Source organism: Solirhodobacter sp. (assembly GCF_964715405.1).
This window is the reverse complement of the sequence record NZ_CBAICG010000006.1, coordinates 121,867-136,270: the sequence shown is the minus strand read 5'-3', so window position 1 is coordinate 136,270 and position 14,404 is coordinate 121,867. Positions and strand designations below refer to the sequence as shown.

12 protein-coding genes are annotated in these 14,404 nt (G+C 68.4%); 8 read left to right on the top strand and 4 right to left on the bottom strand.

Annotated features, from left to right (window positions below):
* On the bottom strand, window positions 1-293 hold a 293-nt coding region (locus AC11WY_RS04340; RefSeq protein WP_482922907.1), incomplete at its 3' end, for an adenosylhomocysteinase.
* 110 nt (window positions 294-403) lie between these two features.
* Here AC11WY_RS04340 and AC11WY_RS04335 point away from each other — a divergent pair.
* Complete coding sequence (locus AC11WY_RS04335) at window positions 404-997, top strand: HD domain-containing protein (protein WP_482922905.1); 594 nt, start codon at window positions 404-406, stop codon at window positions 995-997.
* Between the two features lie 9 nt (window positions 998-1,006).
* On the opposite strand, the gene AC11WY_RS04330 is transcribed toward AC11WY_RS04335, so the two are convergent.
* From AC11WY_RS04330 to AC11WY_RS04320, 3 genes are all read right to left on the bottom strand, one after another.
* The gene (locus AC11WY_RS04330) at window positions 1,007-1,321 is read right to left on the bottom strand and encodes an H-NS histone family protein (RefSeq protein WP_482922903.1); all 315 of its coding nucleotides are present in this window, start codon (window positions 1,319-1,321) and stop codon (window positions 1,007-1,009) included.
* 137 nt (window positions 1,322-1,458) lie between these two features.
* Complete coding sequence (locus AC11WY_RS04325; RefSeq protein ID WP_482922901.1) at window positions 1,459-2,013, bottom strand: ActR/PrrA/RegA family redox response regulator transcription factor; 555 nt, start codon at window positions 2,011-2,013, stop codon at window positions 1,459-1,461.
* Between the two features lie 59 nt (window positions 2,014-2,072).
* Window positions 2,073-2,927 (bottom strand): SCO family protein, encoded by an 855-nt coding sequence (locus AC11WY_RS04320; protein ID WP_482922899.1) that lies wholly within the window; start codon window positions 2,925-2,927, stop codon window positions 2,073-2,075.
* On the opposite strand from AC11WY_RS04320, the gene regB reads away from it, so the two are divergent.
* The 7 genes from regB to addA all read left to right on the top strand — a co-directional run bounded on the left by regB (window position 2,881) and on the right by addA (window position 14,362).
* Window positions 2,881-4,185, top strand: coding sequence for a sensor histidine kinase RegB (regB, locus tag AC11WY_RS04315; protein ID WP_482922897.1), 1,305 nt, complete (start codon window positions 2,881-2,883; stop codon window positions 4,183-4,185). The genes AC11WY_RS04320 and regB overlap by 47 nt on opposite strands.
* A 100-nt stretch (window positions 4,186-4,285) precedes the next feature.
* Window positions 4,286-5,842, top strand: coding sequence for a PAS-domain containing protein (locus AC11WY_RS04310; RefSeq protein ID WP_482922895.1), 1,557 nt, complete (start codon window positions 4,286-4,288; stop codon window positions 5,840-5,842).
* Between the two features lie 42 nt (window positions 5,843-5,884).
* Complete coding sequence (gene tsaE, locus AC11WY_RS04305; RefSeq protein ID WP_482922893.1) at window positions 5,885-6,382, top strand: tRNA (adenosine(37)-N6)-threonylcarbamoyltransferase complex ATPase subunit type 1 TsaE; 498 nt, start codon at window positions 5,885-5,887, stop codon at window positions 6,380-6,382.
* Window positions 6,375-7,394 (top strand): aminoglycoside phosphotransferase family protein, encoded by a 1,020-nt coding sequence (locus AC11WY_RS04300; protein WP_482922891.1) that lies wholly within the window; start codon window positions 6,375-6,377, stop codon window positions 7,392-7,394. Before tsaE ends, AC11WY_RS04300 begins: the two co-directional genes overlap by 8 nt.
* On the top strand, window positions 7,370-8,065 hold the full coding sequence (locus AC11WY_RS04295) for a nucleotidyltransferase family protein (RefSeq protein WP_482922889.1): 696 nt from the start codon (window positions 7,370-7,372) through the stop codon (window positions 8,063-8,065). Before AC11WY_RS04300 ends, AC11WY_RS04295 begins: the two co-directional genes overlap by 25 nt.
* The gene (gene addB / locus AC11WY_RS04290; protein ID WP_482922887.1) at window positions 8,058-10,988 is read left to right on the top strand and encodes a double-strand break repair protein AddB; all 2,931 of its coding nucleotides are present in this window, start codon (window positions 8,058-8,060) and stop codon (window positions 10,986-10,988) included. Before AC11WY_RS04295 ends, addB begins: the two co-directional genes overlap by 8 nt.
* Window positions 10,985-14,362 (top strand): double-strand break repair helicase AddA, encoded by a 3,378-nt coding sequence (gene addA, locus AC11WY_RS04285; RefSeq protein WP_482922885.1) that lies wholly within the window; start codon window positions 10,985-10,987, stop codon window positions 14,360-14,362. The genes addB and addA overlap by 4 nt, the downstream gene beginning before the upstream one ends.
* Window positions 14,363-14,404 lie beyond the last annotated feature (42 nt).

Below are 14,404 nucleotides of genomic sequence, written 5' to 3'. Positions count from 1 at the left end.
AACACCGGGGTGCCGGTCGCGGCGATCGCGGCGGCGGCGTGGTCCTGGGTCGAGAAGATGTTGCACGAGGCCCAGCGCACATCGGCGCCCAGAACCTTCAGTGTCTCGATCAGCGCGGCGGTCTGGATCGTCATGTGCAACGAGCCCGCAATGCGCGCGCCTTGCAGCGGCTTCGAGGTGCCAAACTCCTCGCGCAGCGCCATCAGCCCCGGCATCTCGGTTTCCGCAATGTCCAGTTCCTTGCGCCCAAAAGCCGCAAGCGCGATGTCCTTGACGATGTAATCCTTCGGCATCCCGCCGCACTCCTTCAAATTCCCGATTTTGCGGTGACATAGCATCGGCGCCCCCTCTCGACAATGGCGGCGGGGGCTCGCTAGGGTCGCGGCGTTGGCGGGAGGGGTGCATGAAACAGCCGCGTGCATGGCAGAGGATGCTTTCTGGGCGCAGACTGGACCTGCTGGACCCGACGCCGATGGATATCGAAATCGAGGACATCGCGCATGGCCTGGCCTTCGTCGCGCGCTGGAACGGGCAGACCTACGGCGACTGGCCCTATTCGGTGGCCGAACATTCGTTGCTGGTCGAGGAGATATTTGCCCGCCAGAACCCCGGCATTGCCCTGAGATGGCGGCTGGCGGCGCTGCTGCACGATGCGCCGGAATACGTGATCGGCGACATGATCAGCCCGGTGAAGGCCGCCGTGGGGCCAAGCTATGGCGAGCTGGACGCGCGGCTCGCGGCGGCGATCCATCTGCGCTTTGGCCTGCCCGCGGTGCTGCCGGGCGCGGTGAAGAAGGCGATCAAGGCGGCCGACAAGGTTTCGGCCTGGCTGGAGGCCGTGCAGATCGCGGGCTTTCGGCGCGACGAGGCGGATCGGTTGTTTGGCAAGCAGGACGTCGCGCTGGTGGCGACGCTGGAGATACGGCTGCGCCCGCCGGTGGAGGTGCGGGCAGATTATACCGCCCGCCACCATGCCTTGCTTGACGCGCCGGTCTGACGCCGAGGATCAGATCAGCAGGTCGTCCGGAGATTTTCCGGCTTTCAGCGCGGCATCCATCCATTTCGGCTTGCGGCCGCGGCCCGTCCAGGTTTCCGACGGATTGGCCGGATTGGCGTATTTCGGTGCGGCGCTGGCGCGTTTGCGCGGCACGACGGTGGCCGTCAGTTCAGACAGCGAAAAGCCAAGGCGCCGCGCCATCTCTTCGACTTCGACAAGAGCCTCGCGTCTTTTGCGGTCTTCGAAACCGGCGATGGCCTTTGCAATCTGAGATTGCATGTCCTTGAGTTCTTTCAGCGAGAGGGCATTCAGATCAATATCCACGTAGGGCATCCTGTGTTGCTGCTGGAAGTCATAATACCGAAGATGCGATTGGGATTGCAACATCGCTTTCTGGCGCCTTGCGCGGGCGTTCGCAAATCGCCCACCGCAATCGCGGATCGCGCAAGATCCGGCCCGGCCTATTTGGGCGAGCGTTTCGCCAGAATGCGTTGCAGTGTGCGCCGGTGCATGCTCAACCGCCGCGCCGTTTCGCTGACATTGCGTTCGCAGAGTTCGTAAACACGCTGGATATGTTCCCAGCGCACCCGGTCGGCCGACATCGGATTTTCGGGCGGCGGCGGCAGCGCCTCGTTGCGCGCCAGCAGCGCGTTGGTGATGTCGTTCGCGTCGGCGGGCTTCGAGAGATAGTCGATCGCGCCGATCTTCACCGCTGCCACCGCAGTCGCAATGGCGCCGTAGCCGGTCAGCACCACGATGCGGCACTCGGGGCGCTTTTCGCGCAGCGTCTCCACCACGTCGAGACCGTTGCCATCTTCCAGTCGGAGATCGACAACGGCGTAGGCGGGAGGCCGGGCCGTGGCGATGGCTTTTCCGGCGGCGACGCTTTCGGCGATTTCAGGTTCGAACCCGCGCTTTTCCATCGCCCGCGCCAGACGCCTGACAAAGGGCTCGTCGTCATCGACCAGCAGCAGGGACCTGTCTTCGCCAAGGTTCGGCTGCTCTTCGTCCGACATCATTCCCATCCCCGAATTGCGTCTGTCGAGAATGGTTCTAAGGCGAACCTGCGGCCGGGTCAAATGTGGCGGGAGGCCTCCGCGAAGCAGGCGACGCGGTCGGCCATCTGCTCGGGCGTCACGTCGCGCCGGAAGAAGTCGGCAAAGCCGGTCTTCGGCATCATCAGGTAGGTAAACGTCGAGTGGTCGAACAGGTAATTCTGCTGCGTCGGATCCTGCACCTTGTAATAGACGCGGAACTCCTTGGCCGCGGCTTTCACCTGATCCGGAGTCCCGGTGAGGCCGATCATTTTCGGCGAGAGGTTTTCGGTGAATTGACGCAGCGTCTCCGCCGTGTCGCGCTTCGTGTCGAAGGAAATGAAGACCGGCGTCACGTCGTAGCCCTTCTTCGCCAGAATATCGGTCGCCTCGGCGTTGCGGGCGTTGTCGACGGGGCAGAGGTCGGGGCAGAAGGTATAGCCGAAATAGATCAGCGTCGGCTCGGTGATGACGTCCTTGTCCGTCACCGTCTTGCCATCCTCGTTCACCAAAGTGAACGGCCCGCCGATCGAACCCGATCCGGTGGCAATCTGGCCATCGCGACACGCGGCATAAGGATCGTTGGATTTCCCGATCATGACGAAGTAGAACAGCCCGCCCAGAAGGGCGGCGATGAACACAGCGGCTGTGCCGGCGTAGATTCGGGTCATGGCCAACTCTCCTTCGTTGTCGCGCGCCGCATTGATCCGCGATCCTGCGCCAACTAACAATGGGACACTCTGCCCCGCCGGAGCTGCCAACGTGCCAATCTTCGCCCCCTCCGGATTTCCCGGCCGAGACACCCGCAGCGACTGGGTGCGGCTGCGCACCTTGGTGTTGTTGCGCTGGATGGCGATCGTCGGACAGGTCGCGGCGATCCTTGTTGCGGAGTTCACCTACGGCTTCCAGCTGGAACTGGGCCTGTGCTTCATGGCCGTCGGCGCGGCGGTCAGCGCGAATCTTGTCGCGCTCGCGATCCTGCCCGGCAACAAGCGCCTGTCGGAAACCGAGGCGCTGCTGACGCTGCTGTTCGACATCTCGCAACTGTCGTTTCTGCTTTACCTCACCGGCGGGATCAACAATCCCTTCGCACTGCTGATCCTTGCCCCGGTCACGATCTCGGCCACCGCGCTGCAATTGCGCACGACATTGTTCCTCGGCGCCGCCGCGATCGGGCTGATGACCGTGCTGGCGCTGTTCAATCTGCCCTTGCGCGTGGCCGACGGGTCGGTGCTGACCGTGCCGGCGACGCTCAGCTTCGGCTTCTGGCTGGCCATCGTCATCGGGATCGTGTTCCTCGGCCTTTATTCGCGCCGCGTGGCCTCGGAAATCCGCTCGATGTCGGATGCGCTGCTGGCAACGCAGATGGCGCTGGCGCGGGAACAGAAGCTGACCGATCTGGGCGGCGTGGTGGCCGCGGCGGCACATGAACTTGGCACGCCGCTGGCCACGATCAAGCTGGTCAGTACGGAACTGATCGACGAACTTGCCGCCTGGCCGGTGCTGGCGGAAGACGCGCAACTGATCCGCGATCAGGCCGATCGCTGCCGCGACATCCTGCGCTCGATGGGGCGGGCCGGAAAGGACGACCTGCACCTGCATCAGGCGCCGCTGGAGGCGGTCATTCGCGAGGCGGCAGAGCCACACATGCAGCGGGGCAAGACCATTCACATCGCGCTGCGCCCGGCCCGCGCGGGCGAGGATCGGCCGCCGAACATTCAGCGCCGCCCCGAAATCATCCACGGGCTGCGCAATCTCGTGCAGAACGCCGTCGATTTTGCCCGCGCCAACGTTTGGGTCGATGCGGTCTGGACGCCGACCGAGATCGCGGTGCGAATCGTCGACGACGGCAAGGGCTATCCGCCCAGTGTCCTCGGGCGCATCGGCGATCCTTTCGTGCGGGCGCGACCCGCCGCGCAGGCCAAAGCCGAGCGGCCGGAATACGAGGGGATGGGCCTTGGCCTTTTCATCGCCAAGACGCTGCTGGAGCGGTCGGGGGCCGATCTGAGCTTCGCCAATGCGCTGGAATCGAATGCCTCGTCGTCCGCAGAGCCGGAACGCTGCGGGGCGATTGTCGAGGTGATCTGGCCCCGCGCCCGGATCGAGGCGCAGGCTCCGGCGGCACTGGGCGAGAACAAACCCATTCTTGCCTGAAACCGGCTGTCGGGGTGATCCCGCGTTAACGAAACGTTAACCATTTCAACCAAAGGTTTACTTGACAGAGGTCCGCTCAGGGCCCGGTTGGGGAACAGTGATGACCTGGATGCACGTGCTGACGATTGTCGGTTCGTCCTTCGGCGCGGCGTTGACTGCGCTGATCGGACTGTCTGTCGGTGGCGTGGCCCTGATGCGCCACGGCCGCCGAAGCATTTTCACCGATACCGGTGCGGCGTGCGTCTTTCTGTTCGACCGCACCGAACTGATTGATGCCACCGAGGATGCCCGCGCGCTGCTTGCCGTCAGTTCCGCGCCCGGCGATGCCTGGACGCGGTTTCTGGCCTTCGTCTTGCCGCGCTTTCCGGGGTTCCAGGAAAAATTCGCCCGCCTCGATGAAATCGGGCGGCTCACGCTGACCTCGGGCGGCGCGCAGCCGCTCACGCTGCGGGCCGAGTGGCGCGGCGGGCTGGCCCGGATCGTGCTGCGCGAGCCAGGCTCTGCGGCCGCCCGCTCGCCCGCCGACGCGCTGAGCCAGCGCGCGATGGAGGACGAGATCGAGACCCTTCGCGGCACGATGGACCATGCGCCGTTCCCGGCCTGGCGTCAGGATCCAGCGGGCGCGGTGGTCTGGGCCAACCGCGCCTATCTGGACCTGGCGGCCCTGCGGCGGCCAGGTGGCGAGGCGCTGCCCTGGCCGCTGCCGCAACTGTTCCCGCGGGGCGAACCCGGCTGGTCTGCGGTCCGCCAACGGGCCTCGCTGACCCTGCCCACCGCGACGGGGCCGCGCTGGTTCGACCTGCAGGCCTTCGCGCAGAGCACCGAAGAGGTCGTCTTTGCCCTTCCCGCCGACGCTGCGGTCGATGCCGAAACCTCGTTGCGCAGCTTCCTGCAGACCCTGACGAAGACCTTCGCGCATCTCGCCATCGGGCTTGCGATCTTTGACCGTCAACGCCAACTTGCGCTGTTCAATCCGGCGCTGATCGACCTGACCGGCCTTGCACCCGAATTCCTGTCGGCCCGGCCCACCCTGTTCGCGATGCTCGACGCGATGCGCGAGCGGCAGATGATCCCCGAACCGAAAGACTACAAAGGCTGGCGTAACGAGATGATCGCCCTGGAGCAGGCGGCGTCTTCCGGCCAGTACGAGGAAACCTGGTCGCTGCCCAACGGCCAGACCTATCGGGTGATCGGCCGCCCGCATCCTGATGGGGCCGTGGCGTTGTTGTTTGATGACATCAGCGCCGAGACGACCCTGACCCGCCGGTTCCGTGCCGATCTGGAGCTTGGCCGCGCGGTTGTCGATACGCTGGACGAAGCGATCGTGGTGTTTTCCCCGACCGGGCGGCTGGTGCTGTCCAATGCGGCTTATACTCGGCTGTGGGGCGGCGAGCCCGCCGACATCGCTTCGGCCGCGGGCCACTGGCAGACGCGCGCGGCGCCAGGGCCGATCTGGGCGGCCGCGCGCGCTTTCGTGACCCATGCCGAACCGCGCTCGCCCTGGGTGGGCGAGGCGCGGCTGAGCGACGGGCGGCTCTTGTCCTGCCGGTTCTCGTCACTTCCGGGCGGGGCCTCGCTGATCGGGTTTACCCCGCTTCTGGCCGCCGCCCATGCCCAGCCGAGGCCGCGCACCGAGGTCAAGCAGCAGTCTGCCTGATCGCGCTTGCAGGCGGTCGGCGGGTCGGTCAGACTCGGCGCCATGACCCGCCCGCCACTTTGCATCGCGCTTCCCTCGGCCGAGGCCACGGCCGCGCTCGGGGCCTGGCTGGCGCCCCGGCTGGCGGCCGGAGACGTGCTTTTGCTCGCTGGGCCGATCGGCGCCGGAAAGACCCATCTGGCCCGGTCGCTGATCCAGACCCGGCTCGCGCTGGCGGGGCGGATGGAGGATGTGCCCTCGCCCACCTTCACGCTGGTGCAAGTGTACGAGGCGGATGGGGTGGAGCTTTGGCACGCCGACCTCTATCGCCTGACCCACCCCGACGAGGTGCTGGAACTGGGGTTGGAAGCGGCCTTTGACTCCGCGATCTGCCTGATCGAATGGCCCGACCGGCTTGGCCGCACCGTGCCGTCCGATGCCCTGCGAATCGAGCTTGCCGTGGCCGACGATGGCGACAGCCGGGTTGCCAGCCTTGCCGGATCGGCCCGCTGGGCGCCGCTGTTGCAGGCCCTCGCCTCGCGGGAGGGCGCCTTTGCCTGACCGCTCCGCCAAGGCCGATGCGTTCTGCACCCGCGCCGGATGGGGTGGCGTGCCGCGCGGCTTTCTGGCGGGCGACGCCTCGGCGCGCCGGTATGAACGGCTGCGCGATGCCGCCGGGCGCACCGCCGTGCTGATGGACGCCCCGCCGGACGCGGGCGAGGATGTGGGCGCTTTCCTTCGGGTCGATGCACATCTGCGCGGCCTCGGCCTCAGCGCGCCAGAGGTGCTGGCGGCGGATGAAGCGTCGGGTTTCGTGCTGCTGGAGGATCTGGGCGACGACCTCTTCGCCCGGCTTCTGGCGCGCGATCCGTCGGTGGAACCGCCGCTCTACGAGGCCGCGACGGATGTGCTGGTGACCCTGCAATCCCACCCCCCGGCGGATGGCCTTGCGGTCTATGACGCGGCCGCGATGGCCGCCGCCATTTCCCCGACCTTCGACTGGTACCGTTTTGCCGCGACGGGCGAGCGGGCGGATCAAAGCCTGATCTGCGCCCTGATGGCCGACCTGCTTGCACGCCATGCCGGTGGCCCGCCCGTGATGATCTTGCGCGACTATCACGCCGAAAACCTGATCTGGCTGCCCGACCGGCAGGCCGAGGCCCGCGTCGGGCTGCTGGATTTCCAGCAAGCGATGCTGTCGCACCGCGCCTTCGACCTCGTCTCGTTGCTGCAAGATGCCCGCCGCGATGTGCCGCGTGATGTGGAAGAGCGGATGATCGCCCGCTTTGTCGCCGCGACGGGCGTTGGCGACGGCCCTTTTCGCGCCGCCTACGCCCTGATCGGCGCACAGCGCCACCTGCGCATCCTTGGCGTGTTTGCCCGGCTTTCGCTGCACTCCGGCAAGCCGCAGTATGTCGACCTGATCCCCCGCGTCTGGCGCGACCTGTGGCGCGACCTGTCGCACCCGGCGGCATTGTCGCTCGCCCGGAAGCTCCGGCTTTTGCTGCCCGAACCGACCCCGACCCTCCTCCAGAAGATCAAGGACCAATGCGGCACGATCCCGACGCCCTGATGCTGTTCGCGGCCGGTTTTGGCACCCGGATGGGGGCATTGACCGCCAGCCGCCCGAAGCCGCTGATCCCGGTCGCGGGGCGGGCGCTGATCGACCATGCGCTGGCCTTGGCGGCGGCGGCGGGGGTCGGCCGCATCGTGGTGAACCTGCACTACCTGCCCGACCGGATCGCGGCGCATCTGGCTGGGCGGGCCGGGGTCACCCTGTCGCCCGAGCCGGAGATTCTGGAAACCGGCGGTGGTCTGCGCGCGGCGCTGCCACTGTTGGGGCCGGGGCCAGTCTTCACGCTCAATTCCGATGCGATCTGGACCGGGGCGAACCCGCTGGCGCAACTGCGCGCGGCCTGGGATTCGGCACGGATGGATGCGCTGCTGCTGCTGGTTCCGCCAGAGCGCGCGCGGGGTCATGACGGACGCGGCGACTTCCTGCTGGATGCGGCGGGCCGGATCCTGCGCGGGCCGGGCGCGATCTACTCCGGCGCGCAGATTCTGAAGACCGAGAGTCTGGCCACCATTCCCGACCGGGTATTCTCGCTCAACCGGGTCTGGGACAGCATGATCGCCGCGGGCCGCGCCTATGGCATCGTGCATTCCGGCGGTTGGTGCGATGTCGGGCGGCCCGAAACCATTGCCGAGGCGGAAGCCCTGCTGCGGAGCGATGCCGATGTTTGAGCCCTCGACCGGCCCCCGCGTTTTCGGCCTTGCCCCCGGCGTGGATTTCCCGCGTGCGGTCGTGGCGGGGCTGAAATCGCGCCTGGTCGGTCACCCGCCCGAGGCGATGGCGCGGGTCGAGGTCTACGCCAACTCTGCCCGGATGCGGCGGCGGCTGCGCGAGGTGTTCGGCGAAACCGGTGCGCTGCTGTTGCCACGGCTGCGGCTGATCACCGATCTTGGCGCCGGGCTGGCGGCCGACCTGCCGCCCCCGGTGCCGCCGCTGCGGCGACGGCTGGAACTGACGCGGCTGGTCGCGCATCTGCTGGACCGCGAGCCTGATCTGGCCCCGCGCGCCGCGCTTTACGATCTGGCCGACAGCCTTGCCGCCTTGATGGATGAAATGCAGGGCGAAGGCGTCTCGCCCGAAGCGTTTCGCGCGCTCGACCTGTCGGATCATTCCCGCCACTGGGAACGCAGCTTGAAGTTCCTGACCATCGTGGCCCAGTATTTCGGCCCCGGGGCCGAGCCTGACGCCGAGGCCCGGCAACGACGGGTGGTGGAGCGGCTGGCCGAACGCTGGGTGACCTCGCCGCCCGATCACCCGGTCATCGTCGCAGGGTCCACCGGATCGCGCGGGACGACGGCGCTGCTCCTCCAGGCGGTGGCGCGGCTGCCGCAGGGTGCGGTGATCCTGCCCGGCTTCGATGCCGAGATGCCGGGTGAGATCTGGCGCGGCCTTGGCGACGCGCTGACCGGCGAGGATCATCCGCAATTCCGCTTTGGCCGGTTGCTGGACGCTTTGGGGCTGGATCCGCAGCACCTGCGGATGTGGACCGAGGCGCCGCCGCCCAGCGCGGCGCGCAACCGGCTGATCTCGCTCTCGCTGCGGCCCGCGCCGGTGACCGACCAGTGGCTGACCGAGGGGCAAGACCTGCCGCCGCTGCTGGCCGCAACCGCGGACGCTTCACTGATCGAGGCGCCGACGCCGCGGGCCGAGGCGCTGGCGATTGCGCTCTGTCTGCGCAAGGCGGCTGAATCGGGTCGGCGCGCCGCGCTTGTCACGCCCGACCGGCAGTTGGGGCGGCAGGTGACGGCGGCGCTCGATCGCTGGGGCATTCGGCCCGACGACAGCGCGGGGCAACCCCTTTCACTGTCACCACCCGGGCGGTTCCTGCGCCACGTCGCGGCGCTTTCAGGGCGGCGGCTGACGATTGACGCGCTGCTGACACTGCTGAAGCACCCGCTGACGAATACCGGCGCCGAGGATCGCGGCAACCACCTGCGCTGGACCCGCGCGCTGGAAATGCGGCTGCGCCGTCACGGCCCGGCCTTTCCCAACGGCGCCGACCTGATCGCCTGGGCCGAACGAACGGGCGGCGCGGGGCTGGCCGAGTGGGCCGTCTGGCTCGCCGATGCGCTGGCCGGGGCGGAAGCGGTCGGCACCCGCACGCTGGCCGACCATGTCGCGGACCATCTTGCGCGCGCTGTGACGCTGGCCCGCGGGCCGGGCGGTGCGGGCACCGGCGAGTTGTGGCGGCGCGAGGCAGGCGAGGCGGCCCTTGCCGCCAGCGAAGAACTTGCCCGTGAGGCGGTGCATGGCGGCGAGATCGGCGCCTTCGACTACGAGGCGCTGTTCACCGCGATCCTGCAACGGCGCGAGGTGCGCGGGCCGGAAAAGGTCCACCCCATGATCATGATCCGCGGCGCGCTGGAGGCGCGGGTTCAGGAAGCGGACCTCGTCATTCTTGGCGGGCTGAACGATGGCATCTGGCCCGCCTTGCCCGCGCCCGACCCCTGGTTGAACCGGCAGATGCGGCACGATCTGTCTCTGTTGTTGCCCGAACGGCAGATCGGGCTGTCGGCGCACGACTACCAGCAGGCCGTCGCCGCGCCCGAGGTGGTGCTGAGCCGCGCGCTGCGGGATGACGAGGCAGAGACCGTGCCCTCGCGCTGGTTGAACCGTCTGATGAACCTGATGGAGGGTTTGCCGGGTCGCGAGGGACCGGCCGCGTTGGCGGCGATGCGGGCGCGCGGGGTTGTCTGGGCACGGATGGCCGAGGCGCTGGACCGGCCAAGGGCGCCGGTTACCCCGGCGAGGCGTCCGTCACCGCGGCCCCCGGTGGCAGAGCGGCCGAAACATCTGCCGGTGACCGGCATCCAGAAGCTGATCCGCGACCCCTATGCGGTCTATGCCCAGCACGTGTTGCGCCTGCGCCCGCTGGACCCGCTGCACCCGGCGCCCGATGCACGGCTGCGCGGCTCGGTGCTGCACGTCATCCTGGAGCGTTTCGTGCTGGAACGGGGGCCGGAGGATGCCGCCGCCGCTCGCGCCCGGTTGCTGGCGATCACCAATGAGGTGATGGCCGAGGCGATCCCCTGGACCACGGCGCAGCGGCTTTGGCGGGCGCGGATGGAGCGGGCAGCGGATTTCTTTCTGGCGGCCGAGGCGGCGCGGCCCGGACGGCCGGTGCTGCTGGAAACCGACGGGGCGGTGATGCTGCCTGCACTCGGCTTCACGCTGACGGCGCAACCGGACCGGATCGACGTGTTGGACGACGGGCGGATTCACATCCTCGACTACAAGACCGGGGCGCTGCCCAGCACTAGGCAGCAGGAGGTGTTCGACAAACAACTGCTGCTGGAGGCCGCGATGGCCGAACGCGGCGGTTTCGCCGAACTCGGTCGGCGCGAGGTCGCGGCGGTCACCTATGTCGGCCTTGGATCATCGCCGAAAGAGGCGCGGATCGAGATTACCGCCGAGATCACCGGCAAGGTCTGGGAAGAACTTGGTCTGCTGCTCACCCGCTACGGCGTGCGCGACCAGGGCTACACCGCCCGTCGCGCCGTGGTCAGCGAGCGTATCGCGGGCGACTACGACCACCTGGCCCGCTTCGGCGAGTGGGAGATGTCGGACGCCCCCGACCCGGAGGATGTGGGATGACGGCGCGCGACGCTGCCAGCGAACGGCAGGTGCAAGCGGCGGACCCGGCAGCCTCGACCTGGCTGTCGGCCAATGCCGGGTCGGGCAAGACGCGGGTGCTGATCGACCGGGTGGCGCGGCTGTTGCTGAATGGGGTGCAGCCGCAGCGTATTCTGTGCCTGACCTACACCAAAGCCGCCGCCAGCGAGATGCAGAACCGGTTGTTCAGGCGGCTGGGATGTTGGGCAATGCTGCCCGATGCCGCCTTGCGCGCCGAACTGGGCGAGCTTGGGGCCGATGGGGCGGTTGACGCCGACAAGCTGGCGCAGGCGCGGCGGCTGTTCGCGCGGGCGATCGAGACGCCGGGCGGGCTGAAGATCCAGACCATCCACTCGTTCTGCGCGGGTCTGTTGCGGCGGTTTCCGCTGGAGGCCGGGGTCTCGCCGCAGTTCATCGAGATGGACGACCGCGCGGGCGAGTTGTTGCGCGAGGCGATCGTGGAAGAGATGGCCACCGGTGCGGCGGTGGCCATCGTCGATGCCGTCGCCCGCGCGTTGAGCGACGAGAGCTTCGCCGACCTGACGGCGGAGATCGCGGCGCACCGGGCGGGCCTTGCCGCGCCGCTCGGGCGCGACGGGGCGCTGGCACTGTTCGGCCTGCCGGCGGGGCATGACGAGACGGCGCTGGTCGCAGAGGTGTTTCTGGGCGGCGAGGCGGAGTGGTTCGTGCCGCTGATCGCCGCGCTGGAGGCGGGAACCAGCACCGATCAGGCCGCCGCCGGAAAGCTGCGGCAGGTGAGAGCGCTTTCGCCGGGGCTGGCGGACCTTGCCACGCTTGAAGATGTGATGCTGACCGGTGCGAAGGCCATGGAGCCGTTCTCGGCCAAGATTGGCGGCTTTCCGACTCAGGGCACCCGAAAGGGGCTTGGCGCGTTCATGGACCGCGTGGAAAACCTGATGCGCCGGGTCGAGACCGCGCGCCCGTGCCGCCTGGCCCTGATCGCCGCCGAGCGGACGCTGGCGCTGCACCGGTTCGCGGGGGTGTTCCTGCCGCGGTTCGAGGCGCGCAAGGCGGAACGCGGCTGGCTTGACTTCGACGACCTGATCCTGCGCGCCTCGGCACTGCTGACCGACCCCTCGGTGGCGCAATGGGTGCTGTTCCGGCTGGATGGCGGCATCGACCACATTCTGGTGGACGAGGCGCAGGATACCAGCCCGGCGCAATGGCGGGTGATCGCGCTGCTGGCGCAGGAATTCACCGCCGGGCGCGGCACGCGGGATACGGCGCGCACGATCTTCGTGGTGGGTGACAAGAAGCAGTCGATCTATTCGTTCCAGGGCGCCGATCTGCGCGAATTCGACCGCATGCAGGCCGATTTCGCGGCGCGGCTGGAAACCTCGCCGCTGCCGTTGGCGCAACTGACGCTTGAACATTCCTTCCGCTCGTCGCAGGCGATCCTGCGGCTGGTCGATCTGACGTTCGACGAGCGCGCCGGACGAGGGCTGGGCGGCGAGGTCAAACACCTCGCCTTCAGGCCCGACATGCCGGGGCGGGTCGACCTGTGGCCGATCGTGCCGAAGGCCGAAGAGCGCGAGCCCGAAAACTGGTACGACCCGGTCGATCTGCGGTCCGACGAGCATCACGTCGCGATCCTTGCGCGCCGGGTGGCGGGTGAAATCCGGCGACTAATCGACGCGGGCACGCGCATCCCGCTGCCCAAGGGCGGCGACAAGCGGCTGACCGAGGGCGACGTGCTGATCCTGGTGCAGCGCCGGGGCGATCTGTTCCATGAAATCATCCGCGCCTGCAAAGCGCAGCGGCTGGCCATCGCCGGGGCGGACCGGCTGAAACTGGGCGGTGAACTGGCGGTGCGCGACCTGACCGCGCTTCTGGCCTTCGTCGCGCTGGATGCCGATGACCTGTCGCTGGCCGCTGCCCTGCGATCGCCGCTGTTCGGCTGGACCGAGGCGCAGCTTTACGCGTTGGCCCATCCGCGTGAGGGCGCGCGGCTGTGGGAGGCGTTGCGGCACCGGCAGACCGAATTCGCCGATACCTTCACGATGCTGTCTGATCTGCGTGACATGTCAGATTTCCTGCGGCCCTACGACCTGATCGAGCGCATCCTGACCCGGCACGACGGTCGTCGTAACCTGCTTGCCCGTCTTGGCCCCGAAGCCGAGGACGGGATCGACGCGCTGCTGGCGCAGGCGATGGCTTATGAACGGATGGAGGTGCCGAGCCTGACCGGCTTCCTCGTCTGGCTGGAATCCGGCGAGGTCGAGGTGAAGCGCCGCCCCGATGGCGCGGGCAACCGCATCCGGGTGATGACCGTGCACGGCGCCAAGGGGCTGGAGGCGCCGCTGGTGATCCTGCCCGACACGATGGACCGCAACCCGCCGCGCGACACGCGGTTGATCACGCTGGGGCAAGGCATCACCGCCTGGCGCACCCCGGCCGATGCCAGCCCGCCGCTGATGGCGGTAGCGCGCACCGATCTGCGGCAGCGGCAGGAGGAGGAAAACCTGCGCCTGCTTTATGTCGCCATGACGCGGGCACAAAGCTGGCTGATCGTCTGCGGCGCGGGCAAGGCCGAGAAGGACGCAAGCTGGTACAGCCTGATCGCGCGCGGGATGGATCAGGCCGGGGCCGAGTTCGGGGTCGGCGAGGTTCCTGCCGGGTTCGGCCCGATCCGGCGGCTGTCGCATGGGGCGTGGCCTGCCGAGACGCCAGATGAGATGGCGGCAGCGGGGGCTGCAGCGGGGGCTTTGCCCGATTGGGCCGGGCGTCCGGCGCCCGCGCCTGTCGAGATGCCGCCGCCGCTGTCACCCTCCGCTCTTGGCGGCGCGAAGGTATTGGCGGGCGAAGGCGCCGGGGCGTCCGAGGCTGATGCGCTGCGATCCGGGCGTCGACTGCACCTCTTGCTGGAACATCTGCCACAGGGGCCGGAAGCCGATTGGCCGGGGCTGGCCGCATCCCTTCTGTCATCCGGCGAGGATGCGGCAGAGCCGGAGGCCATCGCCGCCGTTCTGCACGCTGCGCGTCTGGTGTTGCTTGATCCGGGGCTGGTCGGCCTGTTCGCCGAACCGGCGCTGGTGGAGGTGGAGGTCACCGCCGATCTGGGTGGGCGGCGGCTCTTGGGCACCATCGACCGGCTGATCGTCGGCCCCGAGGTGGTGCGGGTGATCGACTACAAGTCGAACGCCGTGATCCCCGGCCGCCCCGAGGACGTGCCCGATGGTCTGTTGCGCCAGATGGGCGCCTATGCCGCCGCTTTGGCGCAGGTCTATCCGGATCGGCGGATCGAGACGGCAATCCTCTGGACCGGGGCGCCCAAGCTGATGCCGCTGCCTCCAGATATTGTGGCTGTGGCGCTTGCGGCCACGAGGCTCCCTTGACGCTGACCCCCGGCGACCATAGTTTCAGGGCCAACCCCATGC